The following is a 23369-nucleotide window of genomic DNA, read 5'->3' on the forward strand; positions in this document are numbered from 1 at the left end:
AATCATGGAAAATTCAAATCAGAAAGTTTGGTATATCACTGGAGCATCAAAAGGCCTGGGTCTGGCTCTGGTGAAACAGTTACTAAATGAAGGTAAAAAAGTGGCGGCTACATCAAGAAGTATAGAAGAACTTAAAAAAGCTATAGGTGATGCGGATAATTTTCTGCCTTTGCAGGTAAATCTTCTTAGTGAAGAGAGTATCGAAAAAAGCATACAGGCAACTGTAGCGCAATTTGGGAGAGTTGACGTTATTGTTAATAATGCAGGTTACGGTCTTGCAGGAGCTTTGGAAGAGCTTACTGATGTTGAAGCAAGACAAAACTTTGATGTCAATGTTTTCGGTTCTTTAAATGTTATCCGTAAAGTATTGCCTTATTTGAGAAAGCAACAATCAGGACATATTTTTAATGTTTCTTCTATTGGAGGATTCACAGGAGCTTTTCCCGGCTTTGGAATCTATTGCGCGACCAAGTTCGCTGTTCAGGGATTTACAGAGTCGTTGGCAGAAGAAGTAAAACCTTTCGGAATAAAAGCAACTATTGTTTCTCCGGGTTATTTCCGTACAGATTTCCTGAAAGATTCCTCATTGAGTGTTCCTAAAAATCAACTCCAGGAATACAAAACAGTTAGAGATGTCCAATCTGCACATGAAAACGAAATCAATGGCAATCAGCCTGGTGACCCGCATAAAGCAGCCTTAGCTTTTATCAGAACAGCCGAAATGCAAAATCCTCCGGTGCATTTGTTTTTAGGACAGGATGCTTATGCAATGGCAGAAGTCAAAATACAATCAGTAAAAGAAAATATGGAAGCAGTTCGGGAGTATGCCGCAGCTACCGGATTCGACAACTAAATTCTTTTACGACGCAAGCCTTATTTATTATTAATTAAACGAAAAAAATATGAAAACAGATAAAATTTGGTATGTAACAGGAGCTTCAAAAGGACTGGGACTTGCCTTAGTAAAAAAATTACTGGCAACAGGTTATAAAGTTGCCGCAACATCAAGAAATGCTGCTACTTTGAGTGAAGCTGTTGGTGCAGGAAATTCAGAAAATTTCTTACCTTTGGAAGTAGATTTGGTAGATGAACAATCTGTAGCTGAATCTATTAGGAGAACACAGGAAGTTTATGGAAAGATTGATGTGATTGTGAACAATGCCGGTTACGGAATAGGAGGTACTATTGAAGAATTGTCACAGGAAGAAATTTCGGAGGCCTTTAATATCAACGTTTTCGGGACCATCAATGTCATCAAATATGCCATGCCTTATCTAAGAGCACAACGTTCCGGATATATTATCAATATTTCTTCTATAGCCGGATTTGCACCTGCTACGGGATGGTCTATTTATGCGGCGGCCAAACACGCTATCATTGGTTTGTCAGAATCATTGGCAGATGATGTAAGGCAACTTGGTACCAAAGTTACGGCTATCGCCCCGGGAGCTTTCCGAACGCAGTTTTTGACAAAAGAATCGCTAGTGTTCGCTGAGAATTCAATAGAAGATTATGAAGAGGTTCATGCATCACACGATAAGTTCCATAAAATGAATGGCAATCAGCTAGGCGACCCTGAAAAAGCAGCAGAAGTGATGATTCATCTGGCTGAAAGCGATAATCCTCCTGTAAGATTATATCTTGGAAGTGATGCTTACAGAAGAGCGTCAGCAAAATTAGGAACGCTAACACAAATGTTAGAAGATTGGAAAGATACCACACTTTCAACCGACTTTCAGGAATGATAGCCGTATTTGAATTTTACAATTGAAACTTACAATATACAACCAGCCTGTAAAAAGGCTGGTTCCTAAAAAAATAAAATTATGCCGAAGACCGAAACGATAGAAGATTTTTATAAACAAAAGCTCAATTACTTACCTGAGGATTTACAGCAAGGGTTGGGGTACTTTAATGTTATCAGAGCCGAAGACTGCTATAAAAATGATGTATATGTCCCGATAAGTTATACAAGAAGAGATTTTTATAAAATTAGCCTGGCAAGAGGAAAAAATGTTTTCCATTATGCCGATAAAAGCCTTGAAGTTAACGGTTCCGCACTTATTTTTTTCAATCCGCAGGTGCCTTATACTGTTGAATCGTTGTCTGACGACCGTTCAGGTTTTTTCTGTATTTTCAAAGAAGCCTTTTTTACGGAGTCATTACGAAACAGCATTTCCAGTCTGCCTATGTTCAAAATAGGGGGCAAGCCGGCTTATATTCTTAATGAAGAGCAGGACAAACAGATTAGTGATATTTTCCAGAGGATGATTAACGAAATCAATTCGGATTATGTTTATAAATATGATTTGATTCGCAATTATGTTACGGAAATGATTCACAGTGCGATGAAAATTGAGCCGTCTGAAAAACTATACCAACATCCGGATGCAAATTCCAGAATAACTTCGGTTTTTACGGAATTGCTGGAAAGACAGTTTCCTATAGAATCGCCATCGCAGCGGTTTACGCTTCGTTCCGCTAAAGATTTTGCCGAAAAACTCTACGTTCATGTGAATCACCTGAACCGTGCCATTAAGATGACTACCGGAAAAACTACAACCGATTTGATTTCACAGCGATTGGTTAATGAAGCGCAAGCCTTGCTAAAGCATACAGACTGGAACATTTCGGAAATCAGTTATTGTCTGGGTTTTGAAGAACCGGCTCATTTTAATAATTTTTTCAAGAAACAGATGCAGGTGGCACCTTCAGTTTATCGTTCTGCATAAAACAAACAATTTCTCTATTTATAAAAAAAGCCGGCTTGTTTTAAAGTCGGCTTTTCCATTATTTTAAAATGTTTGAATTTTATTCCTTCATATACTAAACAGAAATCAGGAAAGTTTCCCTGTTCATGTCTGACGTATGGTATTGCCAGTAGGTTTTGAAAATATGCTGGAGTATTTTTTTCATGGCAGCATAATCGCTAGGCTTTTTTATATAAACATTAGCCCCTAATGTAAAGGTGTCTTCCTGGTCCTGATCGGAAGATGAGGTGGAATAAATGGCAATTGCGGTGTCAGAATATTTTTCGTCGGCACGTATCTGTCTCAAACAGTCTACTCCTGACATAAAAGGCATATTGAGGTCTAAAAAGATGATGTCGGGATTATGGATTTCATTGTCGTTCAGGTAGTCCATAAGTTCTTTTCCGTTAGAGAAAAAAATAAGATTGTAATTCTCATTGATTTCGCTAACTGCCTCTTTAAATAATTCACATTCATCCCTGTCATCATCAGCCAATACAATGTTAATCTTTTCTTCGAATAGTCTCATACTTAATGCTAAATTTTTGATTTAAAATTAATTACAAGCAAGATTCAAATTAGTTTGTTTACCAAAGATAGAAAATGTAATTCTAAATGAATGGGTTTGGCTATACTTTAACGTAATGAAATCTGTAAATCATAGCGACAATTGTATAATGGTTTTTTGGCAGAAATAACCGAAATTTATAAAAACTGAAAATAAATTTAAAAAAGATTACAATGGTCGCAATGTGCCAATTTAAGATGCCGGAGAGATTAAAAATTGCAGGTAAAAACCTTGATGATGAGACAACGAGAGATATCATTGACAGGATAATTGACTGCCTTAAATCGGGGAAAGCCGAATTGTATAAGGTGGAATCGTTCTGCGATATCGAAAGCCAGTCAGATACTCCGGACAATATAAAAGAAGAACCGGCCACCTTTTTTGAGGTTATTCTTATTCTGGATGAACACCAGGTACAGGATTATAAGATTTATGATGCCCTGATAATTGATAAGGCCATTCAATGCCTTGAGGAGGATGAAAACTATATTTCACGCTATTGGATTAATGGGAATCAGGAATATATAGGAATTGAGACGGAATTTTAATCAAAAATAAAGCCCGAACAATTAAGTTCGGGCTTCTTTTTATTCAAGATATCCAAAACGGCCGATATTAAAATCATTAAAGGCCTGAATTATTTCCTGCTGAGTGTTCATTACAAACGGACCATGTGCGGCTATAGGTTCATTAATAGGTTCTCCGCCCAAAACCAATACTACAGCATTTTCTAATGCTTCAATCGTAAATTCTTCACCTTCATTGGCAAATAATACGAAATGGTCTGTTGCCACTTTATCTTCACCATTGACTTTGATGCTTCCTTCCAATACAAGCAATGCCGTATTATAGGAAGCCGGAAAATCAAATGAAGCGGAGGCTCCTTTATTCAGTTTAGCATTCAACAGATTTACGGGAGTAAATGTAGAGGCAGTTCCGGAAATACCGTTATAGGTTCCAGCAATTACTTCTACTAGCCCTTTGTCATTTGGCAATCGGAATTTGTTAATAGCATCGTTTGTGATTCCCTGATATTTTGGAGCCGACATTTTATCTTTTGCCGGTAAGTTTACCCAAAGCTGTACCATTTGGAACTCTCCGCCTTCTTTACTGAATTGCTCTTCATGATATTCTTTGTGAAGAATTCCCGATGCCGCGGTCATCCATTGCACGTCACCTTCGCCAATAACACCGCTGTTGCCGGCACTGTCATGATGCGCTACTTTTCCTTTGTAGGCAATAGTTACGGTTTCAAACCCTCTGTGCGGATGTACGCCAACGCCTCTTAATTCCTGCGTAGGAGGAAAGTAAAATTTAGAATTATAGTCCATCATAATAAAAGGACTCATGCGTTGCATACTCAAACCATATGCAGACGGAATAAAATTATGTACTCTGAAACCGTCCCCAACCATATGCGGAGCTGGTGGTGTAATTATGCGTTCTATTTTTTTTGTTGTCATGATACTCAATGTTTAGTGTGAAAAAGTGAATTTTCCTGATATTCAGGATGCCTGTCGATATAAGCATTAATAAACGGACAATAAGGTTTTACTTTCAGTCTGTTATTCTTTGCATAGTCGAGGACATATTTTGCGAGGGCAGAAGCTATTCCTTTACCTTCCAGTTCAGCAGGAACAATAGTGTGCATATAAGCAATGCCTCCGTCAAAAAGTTCATATTTTACATAGGCCGTCTTTCCATCCAAACTGATTTCGAATCGTTTACGGCTTTCATTATGTGTGATTGTATAGTCCATGATTGAATGTTTTTTTACTACTGTAAAGGTAGACAGTATCAAAATCATGGCTCTTAACCTAGGTTAAGAAATGGATAACGGCTAATCTCTGTTGAAGTTTTTATTTGCCAGTTCTTTTCTGACGCGGCTTAAACCTTCCGGAGTAATACCCAGGTAGGAAGCAATGAGCAGTTGTGGAACCCTAAGCGATAAATCACGATAGGTTTCAATGAATTTCAAATATCTTTTTTCTGCAGATGCACTTAAAAGATAATTGATTCTTTTTTCCATATGCCTGATATTGTTATGGAGTGCAAGCGTATTGACTTTTGTGAAATTTTCAAACTTTTTTGCAGCAATGTCAAAAAATTCTTTTTGCACATAAACCGCTTCGGTGTTTTCCAAAGCATCGATATACATTTCTGAAGGTTCGTGAAAATAAAAACTGCTTCTGTCTGCAATAATCCAGTTTTCCGGAGCAAATTGGATGGTGTGCTCTTTGCCGGCTTCATCCAAAGTATAGGAGCGAAGAATACCTTTGCAAACAAAATAGGCCTTGTCGCAGATTTCGCCTTCCTGTAATAATAACTGCCCTTTTGCTATATTGACAGGATGGACAAGATGCTCCACTTCTTCATATTGACTTTCAGTGGCGCATTGGGTATCAATAATGTATTTTTTAAAGAGGTCGGTCATGCTTTGGGATAGAACAATTACGAATTTAAGAAATAAAAGCGATTATTTAGGATAAGCTTTTGTAATATATCTCGATAAGTTTATTTAGCGCCTTTGCGTCTTAGCGTGAAAATAATTGCTCGCAAATGCGCAAAGGTGCTAAGGTTTTGTGATACTAAAATTATAAAAAAGGCTCCCGAAAAAGATTCCGGGAGCCAAAGGGTTATTTAGAAGGGGAGGAAATTTTATTTTACAGGAGTTCCGTCTTTTATTTCTTCCGAAGCCAGTTTGACCAATTGTGCGTTTTCGGGAATATCTCCGAAAATTTCCACACGGTCTTCTACTTCGCGGCCTTTTTGAACCTGTTTTCTGACTGTTTTATTATCTACAACTTCCAAAACAAATGTTCCTTCGCTTGAGGTAACCAATGCAGTTTTAGGAATAACATAATTGCTGTCCTGAGCTTTTAGTGGCAGTAATACTTCAGCTACCATGCCCGGTAAAAGTTTTTTAGTAGTATTGATAACATCCATTTCAACACGTTCTGAACGCAGTCGGCTATCCAAAGCTCCTGACATACGGGATACTTTTGCTTTAAAAGTTTGTCCCGGCATTGATTTGACGCTGAAACTAATCTCATCTCCGTTTTTCAAATAGCCTGTATACATTTCAGGAACATATACGGAAAGGCGAAGTTTGCTTTGTTCCTGTAATGTAAACAAAGGCAGTTCTGAGCCTTTTCCGGCCGGGCCAACATAAGCGCCAAGATTGACATTACGGGCAGCAACGACTCCATCAAATGGTGCACGAATTTGCAGATAACCCTGAATGTTCTGGATTTCTTTATAAGACGCTTTGGCTGCCTGTAGCTGTGCATAATCCGAATTTTTTCTGGCTTCAGACTGCTCCAGGTCATTTTTGGAAATAGTTCCTTCTACCTTACTGGTTTCCAGAATTCTTTTATAGGTGCTGTTGCTTGCCATATAGACCGCTTCCTGTGAGCGGAGTCTTGATTCTGAAGCGGCAAGTTGGGAACTGATTTCCGGTGCTTCCAAAACCATTAAAAGCTGTCCTTTTTTTACCTGGCTACCAATATCTACTTTCAGTTCTTTTACAAAGCTACTTACTTTAGCATAAATATCAACCTGTTGGAAACCTGTAAGTTCTGCAGGAATCCGGAGTTCTGTAGATAATTTTTCTTTGCTGATTTGAAAAGTTTCAATAGCAGCAGGTGCTGTTTCTTCAACAGGAGCGGCTTCAGCCTTTTCTGACGGGCCACAGCTGTTTAAAACAGCCAGAAGCAATAATAGGGCCGATGTTCTGTATAAATTATTTTTCATTTTGTGGGTGTAATGATGATATATAATGTTTACTTTCTTTGTCTTCCGGGTCCAGTGATACGGATTGTGTTGAGGTTTTACCTTGTACCCATGCAAAAATCAGAGGTAAGATAATGAGCACCGTAAAAGTAGAGAATAATAAGCCTCCAATAACGGCTCTTCCCAAAGGCGAAACCTGGTCACCTCCTTCACCATGGCCTATGGCCATTGGCAACATTCCTGCAATCATGGCAACGCTGGTCATCAGGATTGGGCGAAGTCTTAAAGAAGCCGCTTCTCTGGCAGATAGGAGCGCGTCACCGTTATGTTTCCGAAGTTGTTCTGCATTCGTGACCAAAAGTACGGCATTGGCAATGGATACTCCAACAGACATGATGATTCCCATATAGGATTGAAGGTTTAACGTTGAGCCGGTGATTAACAAAAGCAATAACGAACCAAGAACTACCGCAGGAACTGTTGTCAGGATAACTAACGAAATACGGAACGATTGGAAATTGGCTGAAAGCATCAGGAAGATAACAACCACGGCAACCAATAATCCGCCTTGCAGGCTGCTCATCGTTTCTCCCAATACTTTGCTTAATCCGATAGGTTCGATAAACAGACCTCTAGGCAGTTCTCCTAAAGAAGCGATAGTTTTCTGTACGTCTTTTGAAGCCGTTCCCAAATCGGTTTGGTGAATATTTCCGGTTACAGAAATATAGGGCATGGCACCTAAATTGTCATTTTCTCCATAGGTGAAAGAGGGCGTGATTGTAGCCACATCGCTCAAGACAGGCCTTGTTGAATTTTTAAGCAAAGGAATTTCGCCCATATCATGAACGCTTTTCATCTTGTTTAAAGGAACCTGTACCTGTACATTATAAGACAGTCCGGCTTTTTCATCAATCCAGGTATTTTTTTCGGTATATCGGGAAGATGAAGTCGAAGCGATTAAGGAACGCGATATTTCGTTCATATCAACGCCAACCTGCGCTGCACGTGTCCTGTCGATGTTAATATCCAATGACGGATATTTGATAGGTTGCGCAATCTGAACGTCTCTGAAATAGCTGATTTTGTTTAGCTTGGCAATAATCTTATTGGCATATTCTTCATTCAGCTTTTTATTTTTTCCCGCAATACGGATTTCAATAGGAGTAGGAGAACCCTGGCTCAATACCTTATCTGTGAGTTCGATTGGTTCAAAAGAAATCTTCACGTCTGGCAGGATTTTCTTAATCCTTTCACGGAATTGGTCTTTAAATTCATCCATGTCGGCATGATAATCTTTCAATCCAATCTGGAAAACGGCTTCATGCGGTCCGGCTGTAAACATATAGATTGGCGATACGGAAAAGAGGGAAGGGTGTTGCCCAACATAAACCGAAGAGATAGAAACATGTTCCTTGCCTACCATATTTTCAAGTTCTTTTAAAGCTTTTAAGGCTTTTTCTTCCGTACGCTCCAAACGGGTTCCGTCGGCAGCACGAAGTCGCATCTGGAACTGACTTGAATTGACTTTAGGAAATACGTCCTGTCCAATTACGTTAAGGAGCAGTATTGCCAATCCTGTGATACCTAACAAATAGAAAAGCGCAACCGGTTTTCGAAGCGGGAACAGGCGTTCCAGCATTCGCATAAACCGATTTCTGAATCGTTCAAAACGACTGATTTTTCCATCATTATTAAAATCCTTCCTTTCAACTAATATTTTCTTTTGGTTGAATGTGTCATCTTCTGATTCCGGCGTAAGTCCTGAAGCAATAAATTCAGCTTCATCGTCTGTCATTTCCGGACCATGTTTTTGTTTAGGATGGCTTTTCATCAGCCAGTTTGCCATAACCGGAACAAACGTCTGCGATAGCAGGAAGGAAATAATCATCGAGAAACCAATTGCTAAAGCCAACGGCAGGAATAAGGCTCCGGGTATTCCTTTCATGGTAAATGCAGGGGCAAAAACAGCAAGAATACACAGAAGAATCAGCAGTTTTGGCAATGCAATTTCCTTACAGGCATCCCAAATGGCGAGTGCCTTGGGTTTTCCCATGTCGAGATGCTGGTGTATGTTTTCAATAGTCACCGTACTTTCGTCAACCAGAATTCCAATAGCCAATGCCAATCCGCTGAGAGACATCAGGTTGATGGTTTGTCCGAATAATTTTAAGAACAATACACCGGAAATGATAGAGATAGGAATGGTAAGGATTACGATTATAGCGGCTCTGCGGTCACCTAAAAATAAAAGTACCATCAATCCAGTCAGTACCGCACCAATAATACCTTCGGTAATCAAACTTTTTACGGAATTGATTACGTAAACAGACTGGTCAAATTCGTAGGATAATTTTACATCTTCCGGAAGCGTGCTTTGTATTTTTGGCAAATCTGCCTTTAGCTTTTGTACTACATCCCAGGTAGAAGCATCTCCGGCTTTTGCAATACTCACATAAACGGAGCGTTTTCCGTTAACCAAAGCATATCCGGCAGTAATATCGGCACCATCTTTTACAGTAGCTACATCGCCAAGATACAGGTTTTGAATACCGCCTTTAAATAATGGAATCTTTTCAAAATCCTTAATTTCCTTGATAGTATTGTTTGTTGGCGTGATATAGTTCTGGTCTCCAATCCTTACGTTTCCGGAAGGAGCCGTTTGGTTGTTGATACGGATAGCATCTACAATCTGATCAGGGGTAAGATTATGTGAACGCAATAAATCCGGGTCAACATTTATTTCAATAGTTCGCGGGCTTCCTCCAAATGGTGGCGGTGACAGCAATCCGGGAATTGAAGTAAAGGAAGCACGGACATACACGTTAGCCAAATCCTGTAATTCATTGTTTGAACGCGTTTTACTGCTCAATACCAACTGACCAACAGGAAGGGAAGAAGCATCAAAGCGGATAATAAACGGCGGTTGTGAACCCGGAGGGAAAGCGGCCTGAATCCTGTTGGAAAGCGCACTTAATTCGGCAGCGGCTTGTGCCATGTTGGTATCCTCATAATAGGTCACTTTCATCAATGTCAATCCCTGAATGTTTTTGGTTTCAATCGACTTGACACCATTGGCAAAAAGCATAACGTTGACATAGTTTTTTGCAAAATAGGATTCCATCTGGTTTGGAGTATAACCTCCAAAAGGGTGAGCCAGATAAATTACCGGAAGGTTCATTTTTGGCAGAATATCTACTTTGACGTCACGAACGGCCCCAATTCCGAAAAAGAAAAGCCCGGCCACTAGTACCAATATGGAGATAGGTTTGCGAAGTGCAAAACGTATTAAATTCATCTGTGGTAAAAATTAAAATTCATTAATAAATAATTCAAAATCTCCTGTTGCGGCGGCTTTCATCAAAAGCGATTGCCAAACATTGGTATAAATGATGTCCCTGTCTATTTCGGCACGGTTCAGCGTATAAAGCGTTTGGGTGACATCCACAAGATTGGTCAGTCCGTTTTTATAGAGGGTTGTTTTTTGAAGATAGGCCTGTTCTGCCGCCTGTACCTGTTTTGGAGCCTCAGCATAATTGTCCATGGCATATCTGATTTTGGCATCGGCAGCATCAGATTGTGTCTTGAGTTGCTGGTCAATTACATTGTATTCCTCCTGCAAAGCTTCTGAGATGAGCTTTTGGGCACTCACTTTTTTGCTTGACCTTGCAATGGAGGTAAGATTCCAGGTAACACCAACACCAAGAAGATAATTCTGGCGGTCAGGACTGACTCCGTCAAAATAATTTCGTGTATAAGAAGTCTGGTCGACAGCATAATTGGAATTGAATCCCGAAGCACGTGTCTGGTAAACACCAAAAAGACTAAAAGTAGGATAGTACTCCCTTTTGAAAAGCCTTACCTGCTGTTTGCTGAAATCGATTCGGCTTCTGTAATATTGCAGTATAGGATTTAGTGTGTCGGTTGCTGTTTCGAGTCTTAGGATGGACGTCGGTATTTTTTTTACGAATGTACTGTCAAGAACATAGTCTTTGATGTCTGTCCCCATAAGAGCCACCAGCTTGTTGTTCAATTCTTTGACCTGGTCTTTGCCCTGATTCAGCATGATTTTTGCCCTGGATACTTCTGCAGAAGCCAATGTTGAATCTACACCGGGAAGCAATCCGTTTTTTACTCGTGCCGCCGCTATTTTTTGGAAAACAACGGCTCGCTCCAGATTTTTTTCCTGTGAAATCAGCAGTCGTTGGCTTGCCAGCAGGTTGAGATAGGCAGCAGAAATTTTGATTTTGTGCTGGAATTTCTCCTGTTCCAAATCTTTTTCAGAACGTTCAGCATCAGCTTTTGCCAGATTGATTCGCTGTTTTGCTCTTCCAAAAGTGAAGAAATCCCAATTCATGTTGACCAGATATAAGGCCCCAAAAGCCGCATTCCAGTTTTGTTCCGGGAGTGGTAGTCCGGATGAAGCAACACCAAGTCCGCCAAATCCATACAAAGGTCCGTTTTGGCCATTGACAGTTCCGTAGTCTTGTTGGGCCGCCAGATTTAAGTTGGGCAGATAGTCTCTGCGTGCCTGTTTTACGCTTTCTTTGGAAGCCTCGGCATATTTGTTTTTTGCCTTTAGGGTTCCGTAGTTAGTCATTCCCGTTTCTACAGCTTCTTTCAGGCTAAGGGTTTGGGAAAACCCTTGAAAGAAAAAGAGGGTTAGAAGGAAAAGACTTATTCTTTTTGTAGTCATTTTTTAAGCCTGATATAAGTTTGAAAGTGCAAATTTACAGCAGACGTAGCAGGTGAGGCTGTTTTAAATGACAAATCGTTCATAAAAAATGACGAATTCAATTGGTCATTAAATCCGATAAAAATTTAATAATAAATCGTTAATTTGTAGCCTTAATTGCAAAAAATGAAATTGAAAGTCGACAATGTTTTGGACAATAAATGGTGGCAGGAGGTTGCAATATTACTGTTTTCATTCTCTATTTTTTCCCTGAAAAACGATTGGATTTTATTTAATTCTCCAATTGCTGTTTTTTCCGGTGTAGGCTATTACCTGATGCTATACCTGCATGCACAGGCCAACCGCTTTTTTCTATTACCCATATTGGTAAAAAAACATAAAGGACTTTTATATCTGGGACTGACGATTTTGCTGGCGCTTCTTTTTTCGGTTATTGTTTATGAGATTTCATCGGTTTGGCTAACCAAAGCTTCCTCCTTATATGAATTCTCTCACCAGAAGAGCTACCAATACCAACTGGCAACTGTTGTAGGTACGTTAATTTGTATTTTAGGGCCTGTCATGTTCCTTAAGTTTTACAGAGAAGAAAAGAAAAAAAGGGAAGAGGCTTTACTCTTTAACCAGATGCAGCTCAACTCGCTTAAAAGCCAATTGAATCCGCATTTTCTTTTTAATACTTTTAATACGCTTTACGGAATCAGTCTTGAATTTCCGCAAAGAACTCCGGATTTGATTATGAAAGTATCGCAACTGATGCGCTATCAGCTGGAAAGCAATGCGAAACAATGCGTATCGCTGGACGAAGAACTGTCTTTTATTAACAGCTACATACAGCTTGAAAAGGAGCGCGTTGGTTATCGTTGCGAGATTACTTATGAAAGCAGGATTGATAATGAAAATGCCTATAAGATTTCTCCCATGCTGCTGATTGCTTTTGTAGAAAATGCATTCAAACACGGAACCTGTGCTATTGAAAATTGCTATGTACATATTACCATAGTCGTAGAAAAAGGAAAATTGTGTCTGAAAATCCGAAATTCCATACCCGAAAAGAAAGTAAATGTCGTTTCTACAGGAATAGGAATCAGGAACACGACGGAACGCCTAAAGCTTATTTACGGCAATGATTACAAACTGGACATCAACAATTCAGGTAAGGAATATGCAGTCGATTTAGAACTTCCCCTGAAAAAAATAGCCGAATGATGAAGGACCCTAAAAAATGCATTATTGTTGATGACGAACCTGCGGCCCATTATGTGCTAACGAATTATATTCGTCAAAATCCGGAACTGGAACTGGTACACCAATGCTATAATGGCATTGAGGCAATGAACTATATTAGGGAAAACCCGGTTGACCTGATGTTTCTCGATATTGATATGCCTGAAATAACCGGACTGGAATTGCTAAAGATTCTTCCGTCACAACCCAGAACCATCCTCACTACGGCCTATTCTGAATTTGCTTTGGAAAGTTATGATTATGGCGTAATTGATTACCTTTTAAAACCCATTTATTTTCCACGTTTTTTGAAATCTATTGAGCGTTTCTTTTCTTTTTATGCCGAAAAAAAAGCGATGGTTTCCAACCTGTTCATCAGCATAAAAGCAGATGGGGGAATAGTAGACCTGGATGTCAGAAAAATCCTTTTTGCACAGAGCTATGGCAATTATGTCAAGATTTTTACATCCGGGAAAACATATTTGGCTTCAATGACTACCAATGAACTGGAAGCAAGCTTACCGGGAGGGCAGTTTTTACGGGTTCATAAATCGTATATAGTGGCCGTTGACAAGATTGAAGAAAATGAAAGAGATGTACTTGTCGTGAACAGCCAAAAGATTCCGGTGGGCATTACTTACAGAAGAGAACTGGAGCGTGTGCTTGCCCGATAGGTTTTATCTGATTTCTCCTTCCAATTTATAAATCCTTTTAATTTCATTCATAGCACGGTTGCTTAGGAAATATTTTGTTATCATGGAATCGTTATATTCTGCTTTGTATTCCTGTAGCTGTTCCGGTGTCAATATACTTCTGAATTCATTTTCAGATTGAAAAATAACCAATGCGATATCGGAATTTTTTTTCAGCCTGTTTTTTTCCAACTGTTCCTTTTCCTTTTTCCAGATGCCAATGGCAATTTCTTCCTGTTCTTCACTTAATGGCAGGAATGAAATGGAAGTAATCTTATGTTTTATGAACTCTACTTCGGTTTCGGCTGCATTGGATTTGGCATTAATCATGGTTATTGTTTTGGTAACCCTGCAGCTTGTAAGCGTCATAAGTGCAATTAAAGAAATAAGGAAAAATGATTTTTTCATTGATGATGTGGTATTTTGCTGTTACAGTTTTTAATGGAATAAGTATAGAAAGGGCTAAAAATACAGTAAATTATTACCTTAATTTTTTAGCCCTGATAATCCGATATAATATTAGAAGCTAAATCCGACTTTTAATCCTGCTCTGAATACAAAGTTATCGACGTTTTTATTGTCTACATCACCTTTACCTTTTACTTCCCATTTCCAGTTAGCTCCAACGTAGGGGTCGATGCTGAATTTTTTTCCAATCATGAATTTGTAACCTACGTTTGGATTAATGATACTCCAGTAAGAATAGGTTCCGTCGAACTTTCCTAAACCGCCAATAGTTTCATCAAATTTTATGTTTCCATAAGAAATAAAGTTTTCAGCATAAAATCCGTCCCATTTTCCTTTTTCAATATAGGTTCTGCTTCCCAATTCAATTACAAAACCGGTTCCGTCTACATCTATAATATCGTTGTCATAATTCATCATTCCATAAGAAAGATTCAATATGTTGGAAGAGTTTCTGCCACTGTCTAAATTCTTGCTTTTATATTCCAGTGTCAATCCTGTTTGTATGGGATCAGAATAGGTGGAATTTCCATAAATCCAGAATCTTTGTTTTAATTCAGGTGTTTCTGTGTTGTCATTTTGTTTTTCCTGAGCAAAACTGAATGTTGGCAATAGGATGGCTAAAAGTAAAATACGTTTCATTTTTATATGTTTTAAAGTTTGTGTTTCTGGTGCCGATTAAAAACCGACTTCTATTAGCATAGACGCAACTCGTTTGAAAATGGTTGCATAGGCTGTGAAAAAAAATAAAAATCTTACCCAAATGACCCTCGATATTGTCGCATTTTACCCCTTTATACTAATCAAAAAGGACGGATATTTGTAATAGATGGTCTGATAAACAGACTGCTACAACTAAAAAAACAATAAAACGATGAAAAAAATAGAATTTTCAATAGAAGTCGATGCACCACGCGAAAAAGTATGGGACATTTTATGGGGAAAAGAAACATATCCGCAATGGACAGCTCCTTTTAGCGAAGGCTCTAGGGCTGAAACGGATTGGAAAGAGGGGAGTAAAGTACTTTTCCTGAATGCTGATAATGAAGGCATGATAGCCAGAATTGCGAAAAACATTCCCAATGAATACATGTCTATTGAGCATTTAGGAGTCATAATGGACGGAATCGAGCATACAGAAAACGAAAAGAGTAACGATTGGGCCGGAGCCCTTGAAAATTATACCCTAAAGACGGTAAATGGTAAGACGCAGCTTTTGGTTGATATGGGCATAACCGAGGAATATGAGGATTTCTTCAATGAAACCTGGCCCAAAGCGCTGAATAAAATCAAGGAATTATCTGAAAAGAAATAGCAAACGATTTCAGAAATGGCCACTACTTAAATTCGGAATAATAAGTCCTAATTTCTATATTTGTAAACAGTTAAGTTTAAATAGTTCGATATCAGTATATTGCTTGAACTTATAATTGTTTTCAATTATATAGGATTTGAATTAGTTACTTAAATTATGCAAGCAATGAGCCCCATGGAAATGGGGCTTTTTGGTTTTGTAAGGTAAATTTTTATAAAGCCATAATTTTTCCCCGATTAATCAGCATTCCAAATATTGCTGTATCAGAGAGATGCCGTATCTTTATAGTACTTTTCAATTAACTAATACGTGTGATTTATGACAAAAGACATTTATCAGATTAAGAAATTGCTGAATACCAAAAACGGGGCCTTTACTTATTATAGCCTGCCTGAAATGGAAAAGCACGGATTCAACATCAAAAAGATGCCATTTTCTATCCGGATACTGTTGGAAAATGCATTGCGCAACTTTGATGATTTTGCGATTACACGCGAAAATATTGAAACCCTGCTGAATTGGAAACCCGAAGCTTCGGATAAGGACATTCCTTTTAAGCCGGCCCGCGTTCTGATGCAGGATTTTACAGGCGTTCCCGCAGTTGTTGATATTGCTTCACTAAGGGCCGAAATTGCCCGTAAAGGCAAGAATCCCGATGAAATAAATCCGTTGATTCCTGTAGATTTGGTTATTGACCATTCTGTGCAGGTCGATTATTTTGGAACGGAGTATTCCTATGCCCGTAATATGGATGAAGAATACAAGCGAAACAAAGAACGTTATCAGTTTTTGAAATGGGCACAAAAGTCATTTAGCAATTTTAGTGTGGTACCGCCGGGCATGGGTATCTGCCATCAGGTCAATCTGGAATACCTGTCTAAAGGTGTGATTGAGCGTAATGGGGAAGTGTTTCCGGACACACTGGTAGGAACAGACAGCCATACGCCAATGGTGAACGGAATAGGTGTCATAGCATGGGGTGTTGGAGGAATAGAGGCAGAAGCTGCCATTTTAGGACAGCCTATCTATTTTATCATGCCGGAAGTTATAGGATTACGACTTACAGGAAAGATTCCGTTAGGCTCTACGGCAACCGATATGGTTTTGACCATTGCCGAACTGCTTCGCAAATATGGCGTAGTTGGAAAGTTTGTTGAAGTTTTTGGTCCGGGACTGGATAATCTTACTGTTCCTGACCGGGCTACAATAGGCAATATGTCGCCGGAATTTGGTTGTACGGTAACCTATTTCCCAATTGATGAGAAAACGTTGGAATATATGCGTATGACGAACCATTCGGAGAATCAGGTGCAGCTTGTAGAAGATTACTGCAAGGCCAATTTATTGTGGCGTACCGGAAATGAAGAAATCACCTATACACATGTTCTGGAATTAGACCTTTCAACGATAGAGCCAACAGTTGCCGGACCTAAAAGACCGCAGGATAAGATATTGCTGAAAAATTTTCCGACAACGTTTATCGATGTCCTGAATCAGTCATTCGGGCGTAAATACATCAAACCTCAGGAACAACTGACACGATGGTTTGCCGAAGGAGGAAGCAGTTTGCCAATACAAACGGAAACTGCGATGGTGCCGGATACGAAGATTGAAGAAAAAATAGAAGACGGTATGAAAATCGTTACCGTAACTGTAGGGCAGGAGCAGTTCATGTTGTCGGATGGTGCTGTTGTTATTGCCGCCATAACTTCTTGTACGAATACCTCAAATCCCTATGTGATGATTGGGGCAGGACTGGTAGCCCGAAAAGCAAGAGAACGCGGACTCAATGTAAAACCGTGGGTCAAAACCTCTTTGGCGCCGGGTTCCAAAGTTGTAACGGATTATCTCATCAAAGCCGACTTATTAGATGACCTGCAATCAATGAAATTTCATATCGTAGGTTATGGCTGTACTTCCTGTATTGGAAATTCAGGACCGCTTCCTGCGCATATAGCCAAAGCTATTGAAGAGCATGATTTGGTAATGGCTTCTGTACTTTCCGGTAACAGAAATTTTGAAGCAAGGATACATCCGCAAATCAAAATGAACTTCCTGATGTCGCCAATGCTGGTTGTTGCTTATGCAATTGCCGGTCGCGTTGACATTGACCTTTTAAATGAACCAATTAGCTATGACCCAAACCAGCAGCCGGTCTATTTAAAAGATATATGGCCTTCAAACGATGAGATTAACAGCATCATGAGCTCAGTATTATCACCTAAACAATTTGCCAATAGCTACGGGACTATTTTTGACGGTAACGAAATCTGGCAGAACCTTGAGGTGCCAAACGAAAAAATATATGTCTGGGACAATCAATCTACCTACATAAAGGAAGCTCCTTTCTTTAAAAATCTTCCTGACCATCCGCAACCCTTGAAAGATATAGAAAATGCCAGTGCATTACTGGTTTTGGGAGACAGTATTACAACCGACCATATTTCGCCTGCCGGTTCTTATGGTGAATCATCCGCTGCAGGAAAATACCTGCTTAGCCGCGGAGTACCTAAAGAAGAGTTTAATTCGTATGGTTCGCGTCGTGGACATGATGAGGTTATGATTCGCGGTACTTTTGCCAACGTCCGTATTAAAAACAAATTGGCAGATAAAGAAGGCGGTTATACAAAATATCTGCCAACAGGAGAGGAAATGACAGTGTATGATGCTTCGGTTAAATATAAAGAAGCACAGACTCCGCTGATTATCCTGGCCGGAAAAGAATACGGAAGTGGTTCTTCAAGAGACTGGGCTGCGAAGGGAACTTTTTTATTAGGTGTTAAGGCAGTATTGGCCGAAAGTTATGAAAGAATCCACAGGAGCAATCTGGTAGGAATGGGCGTGTTGCCTTTACAATATCTGTCCGGTCAGAATGCGGAGAGTTTAGGTCTTACCGGAACCGAACAATTCAGCATAACAGGAATTGCCAATGACATCAGGCCGTTAAAAGAAGTTGAGGTTACTGCCCAAAGGAAAAACGGAGAAAAAATCCAATTTAAAGCTATTGCCCGACTGGATTCCAAAATTGAAATAGAATACTATAGAAACGAAGGAATATTGCAGTATGTATTAAGGCAGTTCCTTCATAAATCATAGGGCAAATCCAATTAGTATAAAAAAAGCGAAAAGATATTCTTTTCGCTTTTTCTTTTTTAAAGCACTTCATTTAAGTTTTGCGGTGCTTCATCTTGTGACGTTGTTACCTGAGTATACTGTGTTTTTTTAATTGTCAGCTTGTAGACACGCCACATCAGGATAATACTGATAATAGAGATACAGACAATTACATATCCTACAATATTGTAATTTACTAATGGACTTCCTTTGCTTTCCTGCGTAACAATCATACCGGCTACTGCAGCGGCAATTCCTCCCGCAATTTGCTGTAGTGAGGAGTTGATACTCATAAAAGCGCCACGGTCTGCCATATCAGGAACAGCACTTGTCAAAGCCGAAGATGGAATCATACGGCTCATAATGCCCATCATCATCATGATATTCAATACCATAACAATTGGCAAGGGCGTAACACTAAGATTAGTATAAACTACACATATAATCATCATCCATACCGATGCTCCTGCAAATAAAGTGTACTTGTTTATTTTGTCACTTAGTTTTCCTATTATTGGCATGACAACCAGCGAACTGATACCCGAAACCATTAGCAACATGGTAAGTTGATTATAATTAACCCCAAGATTGTTAACCGCAAAGGCACTCCCAAACGGCATCATCATAAATCCACCTATTGAAAGCAGGGCTGTTGATGTGAAAGCAATGCGGTAATCGCGTTTTGAAACCGTATGCCATAAGTGAACAAAGGCGGACTTATCGTGCTGTAAGGACAGGTGGGCTGTTAATGGTTTTAAATAGACAGCAATGGCAATGGCTATGAGAACACTGAAAGCAGCAATCATCCAGAACGGAGCTTCCCATTTCCACAATGTAGCAATATAGATACCGATAGGTACCCCTAAAACCTGGCTGGCTCCAAATCCCATCTGGATGAATCCCATGACGCGACCACGTTGTTGCAAAGCAAATATATCAGTAATAATAGCCATGGATATGGAACCGATAACACCGCCAAAGAGTCCGGTAAAGATTCGTGCGGCAACCAGCATCGTGTAATTTTCTGCGAGTCCGCAAAAAATAGTTCCGATAATAAAACCGATGTAAAAGAACAGTAATAACTTCTTTCTGTCAAATTTGTCTGCAAAACCGGCCGTTAGCAATCCGGATACTCCGGCACTAAACGCATAGGCTGAAACGGCAACGCCAAAAGCCGAAGGTTTTAAATCAAGTGATTTCATAAGCATATCACCCAAAGGCGACATGACCATAAAATCCAGTATGACCGTAAACTGTGTTATGGCCAATATAAAGATTACGAATTTTTGATAACCCGTAAAAGACAAGGATTGTTGTTTGTCCATATTTTTGATGAATTGATGATTTTAATTAGCGTATGAATTATTTTTTCAATGCTTTTATTACAAAGTCGAAGGTCAGCCATAATACTTCGTCAGTAAGCTTAAAAGGTCTCCCTCCTTTGCTTTTTCCTTCGTTATGAAAGCGGATGAGATTGTAGAGTGGAGCAAAAGCTATGGACCAATATACTTCAAAAGGCATTTTTTCAATTTCTCCTCTTTCGATGATATTATGCATGAACTTGCCTACAACAGACTTGAATTCTTTGAGGAACGAGGCGAGAAATTCTTCCTGATAGGACGAGCTACGAAGCTGTTCAAAAAAAAGTGATGTCTTAGGATTTTTCATAGAATAGTTGCAACGGTTTTCCCATTGCTTACGCAAGCCTTCTTCGAGCGACATTTCAGGGTCAAATCCAACAATCATGGCAGCCCCCATTATGTTTCCTTCTTCTACTGCAATTTTCAGGATAAGGTCATCCCGGTCCTTATAATAAATGTAAAGTGTGGCCACAGAAATACCGCAGGCTTTGGCAAGCTTGTTCATGCTAAAACCTTCCAGGCCATGTGTCGCAATTAATTCAATTGCTTTTTGCCTTACAAGACTAATCTTGTCTGCATCTCTCATTCTCATGGTGCAAATATAAATGAATATTCATTCATTTATAAAAACAATGTAGAATTTTTTAAAAAATTATTGAAGAAATATTTTTGCTGTTCTTTAAAAAACATTTTTCAAAAGTCGGTTTCAGATGGGTATTTTAGCGCAATGTTTCAACCCGGTCAATGGAAGGCTCAGCCATAATCCTGTTGTTAAATGATATGAAATGGGTCTGATTTCCATGTATTTCCCAAACGGCGGTCATATTTTCCTTTTCCCTGATTTGCTTTACCATCTGATAGCGTATCCTGTGCTGTTTCATCAGGTTTTCGCATAGTTCAAGAGCCCCGGAGTTTTGCCGGTATTCAATGGTAAGTACCCTTAACTGATTTTTCTTATCGATGATTTTTTGAAAATAGGGAAGTATCAACAAGATAAATAATATGAGAATGCTGCCGCTTGCAGAAGCGAAATAATAACCTCCTCCAATTCCCATTCCTACAGCTGCAACAGCCCAAACGGTGGCTGCTGTGGTTATTCCGTTAATATGGTTGTCTGATTTGAAAATGACTCCGGCACATAAAAATCCCAATCCGGTTACAATATTAGAAGCTATCCTGTCAGGACTGCTGTCGCCTCCAATGGCAATCGACATTATTGTAAAGAAACAGGCTCCGAAAGAAATCATGATAGTAGTCCGGAATCCCGCAGGTTTTCCTTTGTATTCTCTTTCGGCACCCACAAGACCACCCCATAAGATGGCGAGCAGGAATCGTATTATTATTTCAAAATCTACTGACATTGTATTTCTTGTTAGGGGTTATTCTTTAAACTCTTCGCTTATACTTTCTTTCAGGTCATACAATAGCCATTGTTTGTCTAACACTTTTTGTTTTTCTGATTGAAGCAGTTTGATAAAATCATTTACTCCCACAGGTTCGTTCCCGTTTCCGTGAATAAGAACGATGCTTCCCGCATTAGCTTTCTGTCCTTTAGCCAGCCAGGCATCGCTGCCAATAGGAATCAACCCGTAATTGATAATGTTACTGCTAACGCTGTTGTCTGAAACAAGTCCCGGAAATCTAAAAAAGACCGATGGCAATAGCTGACGTTCCAGGAGCGCAATTTCAGTTTGTAAAACTTCAAAATCAATATTGGTGCCCGGTTTCAGAAGAAAGTTTTCTGTCAGGGGCATTTTTGGCTCATAATAATGGTTGTAGGTATGGTTTATCCAGGTAATATCAATATCGCCCTTGGCTTCCAAACTACTGAGCCATTCCATATCGTTGGTATGGTCGAGCATAAATCGTCCTGTGATAGAAAGTGCAATTGGTACCGGCTTTTCAATTTTTCCGAATTCAGATATCAATGACGTAAAGATGGTCCTGTCAAGAGGTTTGTGAGACGGGCATAAATCGACAGTCAGGTTTATGCCTTTTTCTACAGGCCAACCGTGAATTATTCCGGCATCCTGTAACGCAAAAGACTGCTTTTTGGCATAGGTTAGTGCTTTTATGTAAGGTGTATTGGCATAGTCGGAATATAATTTTTGCCAGCTGATAGTAGTAGTTATTAGCTTGTCGGCCCTAAGGATTTGCGTGTCCATAGTGTTGAGGTCGACAGTAAGATAATTGGTCTTTCCGTACTGCTCAAATTTCCGTATTATAAGTAGGTTTTTTGTACCGGAACTGACTGTTGCCAGAAAAACTTTATAATTGCTTATTGTGGCTTGTGGCCATGCCGAAGCGCAAAAGAAAAAAAGCAGGCAAATCAGTAAGGGCTTATTTCTCATTTTATACCAATTGTCAAATAGTACTGCTAAAATAAAGATTTTTGGAAAAAGAAGCTATAATAATCTGACAACGAACCCTATCGGATTTTTAAATTCCGGCTATTGAGTCTGTGCAGTGAAATCAACAGCCGGAATTGGATAGTTAAAGAGAATAGTTCAGGTTCAATGACCATCTGTAATTAGCCTCGACTCTGCCACCTGTCAGGTTTTGGTTAATAGGCAGCATAGTACTTAGTCCTAACGACCATTTTTGAAGTCCTATTTCTACGCCCATTTTACCAAACAATATGTCTCCTGCCGTGAGTGGTACTTTTTCGCCATGGTCTTTATTTTCCTCATATTTTTCTCCGGCAAGTCCTAATTGCGGTACTACATTCAGGTTTTCAATTTTAGCGTTGTAAAACAGCGTAGCCGCATAATTAAACTGATTGCCAAACTGATATTTTTTCTCATTTTCAGTTTTGAAAATATAGTTGAGTATAGCATTAAGTCCCAGATTCTTTCTCTTAACAGTATATTCTGTAGCCAGCATATAATCCCAACTTCCGGTTCCCAACTGGAAACTTGGGTTTACGCTGCCGTTATTGGCGCTGTCATATTTTCCGGTAGGCGCTTTTAGGCCCGCACCTAATTGAAATTTGTGAAATACGGTTGCACTGTCGGTTCGGGTTCCGAAAAGTGTATAGAAACCCATTACGGTAATGTCGCCTAATCCGTTAATATCTTCTTTTCCTGTTGCTTTTTCGCGGTTGTTAAAGTGATAAGGAATCAGGCCCATAACTTCGATACGCTTTCCCAAAGGTATTCTTGCCCATACCTGGGCGGTGTTGAAGTTTTCATCTATCCACGGAGAATTATTAAACACACCGTCACGGCTTTTATAACTTTGATGGAAATACCGGATGCCCACAAAATTGTTATTCAGCATGGAACTGAATCCCATGCTTCCGCCATTGGCAGAGCAACCACAGGCGTCACAGTCTTCTCCAAAAAACAGGCTGTAGTTTCGGAACGGGTTGTAAATATAATCTTCTTCGGCGCCTGCACTGGCTGTCTGCCCGAAAAGGGCAAATAATGCGAGAATAAAAAATATCTTTTTCATTA

The 23369-nt window shown here is 39.5% G+C and carries 22 protein-coding genes; 8 read left to right on the plus strand and 14 right to left on the minus strand.

The window, feature by feature from the left end:
• Positions 1-4 precede the first annotated feature (4 nt).
• The 3 genes from ASG38_RS01815 to ASG38_RS01825 all read left to right on the plus strand — a co-directional run bounded on the left by ASG38_RS01815 (position 5) and on the right by ASG38_RS01825 (position 2732).
• Positions 5-853 (plus strand): SDR family oxidoreductase, encoded by an 849-nt coding sequence (locus ASG38_RS01815; RefSeq protein ID WP_056066289.1) that lies wholly within the window; start codon positions 5-7, stop codon positions 851-853.
• A 49-nt stretch (positions 854-902) separates the two neighbouring features.
• Entirely contained in the window at positions 903-1745 is an 843-nt protein-coding gene (locus ASG38_RS01820) for an SDR family NAD(P)-dependent oxidoreductase (protein ID WP_056066292.1), read from the plus strand.
• Between the two features lie 81 nt (positions 1746-1826).
• The gene (locus tag ASG38_RS01825) at positions 1827-2732 is read left to right on the plus strand and encodes an AraC family transcriptional regulator (RefSeq protein WP_056066295.1); all 906 of its coding nucleotides are present in this window, start codon (positions 1827-1829) and stop codon (positions 2730-2732) included.
• A 94-nt stretch (positions 2733-2826) separates the two neighbouring features.
• On the opposite strand, the gene ASG38_RS01830 is transcribed toward ASG38_RS01825, so the two are convergent.
• Positions 2827-3279, minus strand: a complete 453-nt coding sequence (locus ASG38_RS01830) for a response regulator (protein WP_056066298.1) — start codon at positions 3277-3279, stop codon at positions 2827-2829.
• A gap of 236 nt (positions 3280-3515) precedes the next feature.
• Here ASG38_RS01830 and ASG38_RS01835 point away from each other — a divergent pair, with 236 nt between their 5' ends.
• Entirely contained in the window at positions 3516-3866 is a 351-nt protein-coding gene (locus ASG38_RS01835) for a hypothetical protein (RefSeq protein WP_056066303.1), read from the plus strand.
• 39 nt (positions 3867-3905) lie between these two features.
• Here ASG38_RS01835 and ASG38_RS01840 read toward each other — a convergent pair whose 3' ends face one another.
• From ASG38_RS01840 to ASG38_RS01865, 6 genes are all read right to left on the minus strand, one after another.
• Positions 3906-4781 (minus strand): pirin family protein, encoded by an 876-nt coding sequence (locus ASG38_RS01840; protein ID WP_056066306.1) that lies wholly within the window; start codon positions 4779-4781, stop codon positions 3906-3908.
• 5 nt (positions 4782-4786) lie between these two features.
• Positions 4787-5077 carry a GNAT family N-acetyltransferase gene (locus ASG38_RS01845; protein WP_056066740.1) on the minus strand — a complete coding sequence of 97 codons (291 nt, stop codon included), beginning with the start codon at positions 5075-5077 and terminating at the stop codon, positions 4787-4789.
• Between the two features lie 81 nt (positions 5078-5158).
• Entirely contained in the window at positions 5159-5752 is a 594-nt protein-coding gene (locus ASG38_RS01850) for a Crp/Fnr family transcriptional regulator (protein WP_056066309.1), read from the minus strand.
• A 224-nt stretch (positions 5753-5976) separates the two neighbouring features.
• The gene (locus ASG38_RS01855) at positions 5977-7071 is read right to left on the minus strand and encodes an efflux RND transporter periplasmic adaptor subunit (RefSeq protein ID WP_056066311.1); all 1095 of its coding nucleotides are present in this window, start codon (positions 7069-7071) and stop codon (positions 5977-5979) included.
• Positions 7061-10345, minus strand: a complete 3285-nt coding sequence (locus tag ASG38_RS01860) for an efflux RND transporter permease subunit (protein WP_056066314.1) — start codon at positions 10343-10345, stop codon at positions 7061-7063. Before ASG38_RS01860 ends, ASG38_RS01855 begins: the two co-directional genes overlap by 11 nt.
• A gap of 12 nt (positions 10346-10357) precedes the next feature.
• The gene (locus tag ASG38_RS01865) at positions 10358-11743 is read right to left on the minus strand and encodes a TolC family protein (RefSeq protein ID WP_056066317.1); all 1386 of its coding nucleotides are present in this window, start codon (positions 11741-11743) and stop codon (positions 10358-10360) included.
• 165 nt (positions 11744-11908) lie between these two features.
• Between ASG38_RS01865 and ASG38_RS01870 the strand changes: the two genes are divergently transcribed.
• Together ASG38_RS01870 and ASG38_RS01875 are read left to right on the plus strand one after the other, a co-directional pair.
• Entirely contained in the window at positions 11909-12949 is a 1041-nt protein-coding gene (locus ASG38_RS01870) for a sensor histidine kinase (RefSeq protein WP_056066320.1), read from the plus strand.
• Positions 12946-13641 (plus strand): LytTR family DNA-binding domain-containing protein, encoded by a 696-nt coding sequence (locus ASG38_RS01875; protein WP_306565942.1) that lies wholly within the window; start codon positions 12946-12948, stop codon positions 13639-13641. Before ASG38_RS01870 ends, ASG38_RS01875 begins: the two co-directional genes overlap by 4 nt.
• A 3-nt stretch (positions 13642-13644) precedes the next feature.
• Here ASG38_RS01875 and ASG38_RS01880 read toward each other — a convergent pair whose 3' ends face one another.
• On the minus strand, positions 13645-14067 hold the full coding sequence (locus tag ASG38_RS01880) for a hypothetical protein (protein WP_056066323.1): 423 nt from the start codon (positions 14065-14067) through the stop codon (positions 13645-13647).
• Positions 14068-14178: 111 nt separating this feature from the next.
• Positions 14179-14766 carry an autotransporter domain-containing protein gene (locus ASG38_RS01885; RefSeq protein ID WP_056066326.1) on the minus strand — a complete coding sequence of 196 codons (588 nt, stop codon included), beginning with the start codon at positions 14764-14766 and terminating at the stop codon, positions 14179-14181.
• A gap of 232 nt (positions 14767-14998) precedes the next feature.
• Here ASG38_RS01885 and ASG38_RS01890 point away from each other — a divergent pair, with 232 nt between their 5' ends.
• Positions 14999-15439: an SRPBCC domain-containing protein gene (locus ASG38_RS01890; protein WP_056066328.1), complete on the plus strand. Its 441-nt coding sequence runs from the start codon at positions 14999-15001 to the stop codon at positions 15437-15439.
• A 318-nt stretch (positions 15440-15757) separates the two neighbouring features.
• Complete coding sequence (acnA, locus tag ASG38_RS01895; RefSeq protein WP_056066331.1) at positions 15758-18535, plus strand: aconitate hydratase AcnA; 2778 nt, start codon at positions 15758-15760, stop codon at positions 18533-18535.
• Between the two features lie 56 nt (positions 18536-18591).
• Here acnA and ASG38_RS01900 read toward each other — a convergent pair whose 3' ends face one another.
• The 5 genes from ASG38_RS01900 to ASG38_RS01920 form a co-directional block, all read right to left on the minus strand.
• A complete protein-coding gene (locus tag ASG38_RS01900; protein ID WP_056066335.1) occupies positions 18592-19878 on the minus strand; it encodes an MFS transporter in 1287 nt (428 codons plus the stop codon).
• A gap of 37 nt (positions 19879-19915) precedes the next feature.
• On the minus strand, positions 19916-20506 hold the full coding sequence (locus ASG38_RS01905; RefSeq protein ID WP_056066338.1) for a TetR/AcrR family transcriptional regulator: 591 nt from the start codon (positions 20504-20506) through the stop codon (positions 19916-19918).
• A gap of 127 nt (positions 20507-20633) precedes the next feature.
• Positions 20634-21275: an MgtC/SapB family protein gene (locus ASG38_RS01910; RefSeq protein WP_056066341.1), complete on the minus strand. Its 642-nt coding sequence runs from the start codon at positions 21273-21275 to the stop codon at positions 20634-20636.
• A gap of 18 nt (positions 21276-21293) precedes the next feature.
• Positions 21294-22265: a hypothetical protein gene (locus ASG38_RS01915; protein ID WP_056066344.1), complete on the minus strand. Its 972-nt coding sequence runs from the start codon at positions 22263-22265 to the stop codon at positions 21294-21296.
• A gap of 142 nt (positions 22266-22407) precedes the next feature.
• On the minus strand, positions 22408-23367 hold the full coding sequence (locus tag ASG38_RS01920; protein ID WP_056066346.1) for a transporter: 960 nt from the start codon (positions 23365-23367) through the stop codon (positions 22408-22410).
• Between the last annotated feature and the right edge of the window lie 2 nt (positions 23368-23369).

The sequence above is a fragment of the Flavobacterium sp. Leaf359 genome (genome assembly GCF_001423985.1).
Classification (GTDB): Bacteria; Bacteroidota; Bacteroidia; order Flavobacteriales; family Flavobacteriaceae; genus Flavobacterium; species Flavobacterium lindanitolerans.

Excerpts from the sequence above, each read along its gene's own strand:
- ASG38_RS01915 (WP_056066344.1), bottom strand. The coding sequence starts at position 22,265 with ATGAGAAATAAGCCCTTACTGATTTGCCTGCTTTTTTTCTTTTGCGCT.
- ASG38_RS01850 (WP_056066309.1), bottom strand. The coding sequence starts at position 5,752 with ATGACCGACCTCTTTAAAAAATACATTATTGATACCCAATGCGCCACT.
- ASG38_RS01825 (WP_056066295.1), top strand. The coding sequence starts at position 1,827 with ATGCCGAAGACCGAAACGATAGAAGATTTTTATAAACAAAAGCTCAAT.
- ASG38_RS01835 (WP_056066303.1), top strand. The coding sequence starts at position 3,516 with ATGCCGGAGAGATTAAAAATTGCAGGTAAAAACCTTGATGATGAGACA.
- acnA (WP_056066331.1), top strand. The coding sequence starts at position 15,758 with ATGACAAAAGACATTTATCAGATTAAGAAATTGCTGAATACCAAAAAC.
- ASG38_RS01885 (WP_056066326.1), bottom strand. The coding sequence starts at position 14,766 with ATGAAACGTATTTTACTTTTAGCCATCCTATTGCCAACATTCAGTTTT.
- ASG38_RS01910 (WP_056066341.1), bottom strand. The coding sequence starts at position 21,275 with ATGTCAGTAGATTTTGAAATAATAATACGATTCCTGCTCGCCATCTTA.
- ASG38_RS01845 (WP_056066740.1), bottom strand. The coding sequence starts at position 5,077 with ATGGACTATACAATCACACATAATGAAAGCCGTAAACGATTCGAAATC.
- ASG38_RS01865 (WP_056066317.1), bottom strand. The coding sequence starts at position 11,743 with ATGACTACAAAAAGAATAAGTCTTTTCCTTCTAACCCTCTTTTTCTTT.
- ASG38_RS01875 (WP_306565942.1), top strand. The coding sequence starts at position 12,946 with ATGATGAAGGACCCTAAAAAATGCATTATTGTTGATGACGAACCTGCG.
- ASG38_RS01890 (WP_056066328.1), top strand. The coding sequence starts at position 14,999 with ATGAAAAAAATAGAATTTTCAATAGAAGTCGATGCACCACGCGAAAAA.
- ASG38_RS01820 (WP_056066292.1), top strand. The coding sequence starts at position 903 with ATGAAAACAGATAAAATTTGGTATGTAACAGGAGCTTCAAAAGGACTG.
- ASG38_RS01830 (WP_056066298.1), bottom strand. The coding sequence starts at position 3,279 with ATGAGACTATTCGAAGAAAAGATTAACATTGTATTGGCTGATGATGAC.
- ASG38_RS01860 (WP_056066314.1), bottom strand. The coding sequence starts at position 10,345 with ATGAATTTAATACGTTTTGCACTTCGCAAACCTATCTCCATATTGGTA.
- ASG38_RS01870 (WP_056066320.1), top strand. The coding sequence starts at position 11,909 with ATGAAATTGAAAGTCGACAATGTTTTGGACAATAAATGGTGGCAGGAG.
- ASG38_RS01920 (WP_056066346.1), bottom strand. The coding sequence starts at position 23,367 with ATGAAAAAGATATTTTTTATTCTCGCATTATTTGCCCTTTTCGGGCAG.
- ASG38_RS01880 (WP_056066323.1), bottom strand. The coding sequence starts at position 14,067 with ATGAAAAAATCATTTTTCCTTATTTCTTTAATTGCACTTATGACGCTT.
- ASG38_RS01855 (WP_056066311.1), bottom strand. The coding sequence starts at position 7,071 with ATGAAAAATAATTTATACAGAACATCGGCCCTATTATTGCTTCTGGCT.
- ASG38_RS01815 (WP_056066289.1), top strand. The coding sequence starts at position 5 with ATGGAAAATTCAAATCAGAAAGTTTGGTATATCACTGGAGCATCAAAA.
- ASG38_RS01840 (WP_056066306.1), bottom strand. The coding sequence starts at position 4,781 with ATGACAACAAAAAAAATAGAACGCATAATTACACCACCAGCTCCGCAT.
- ASG38_RS01905 (WP_056066338.1), bottom strand. The coding sequence starts at position 20,506 with ATGAGAATGAGAGATGCAGACAAGATTAGTCTTGTAAGGCAAAAAGCA.
- ASG38_RS01900 (WP_056066335.1), bottom strand. The coding sequence starts at position 19,878 with ATGGACAAACAACAATCCTTGTCTTTTACGGGTTATCAAAAATTCGTA.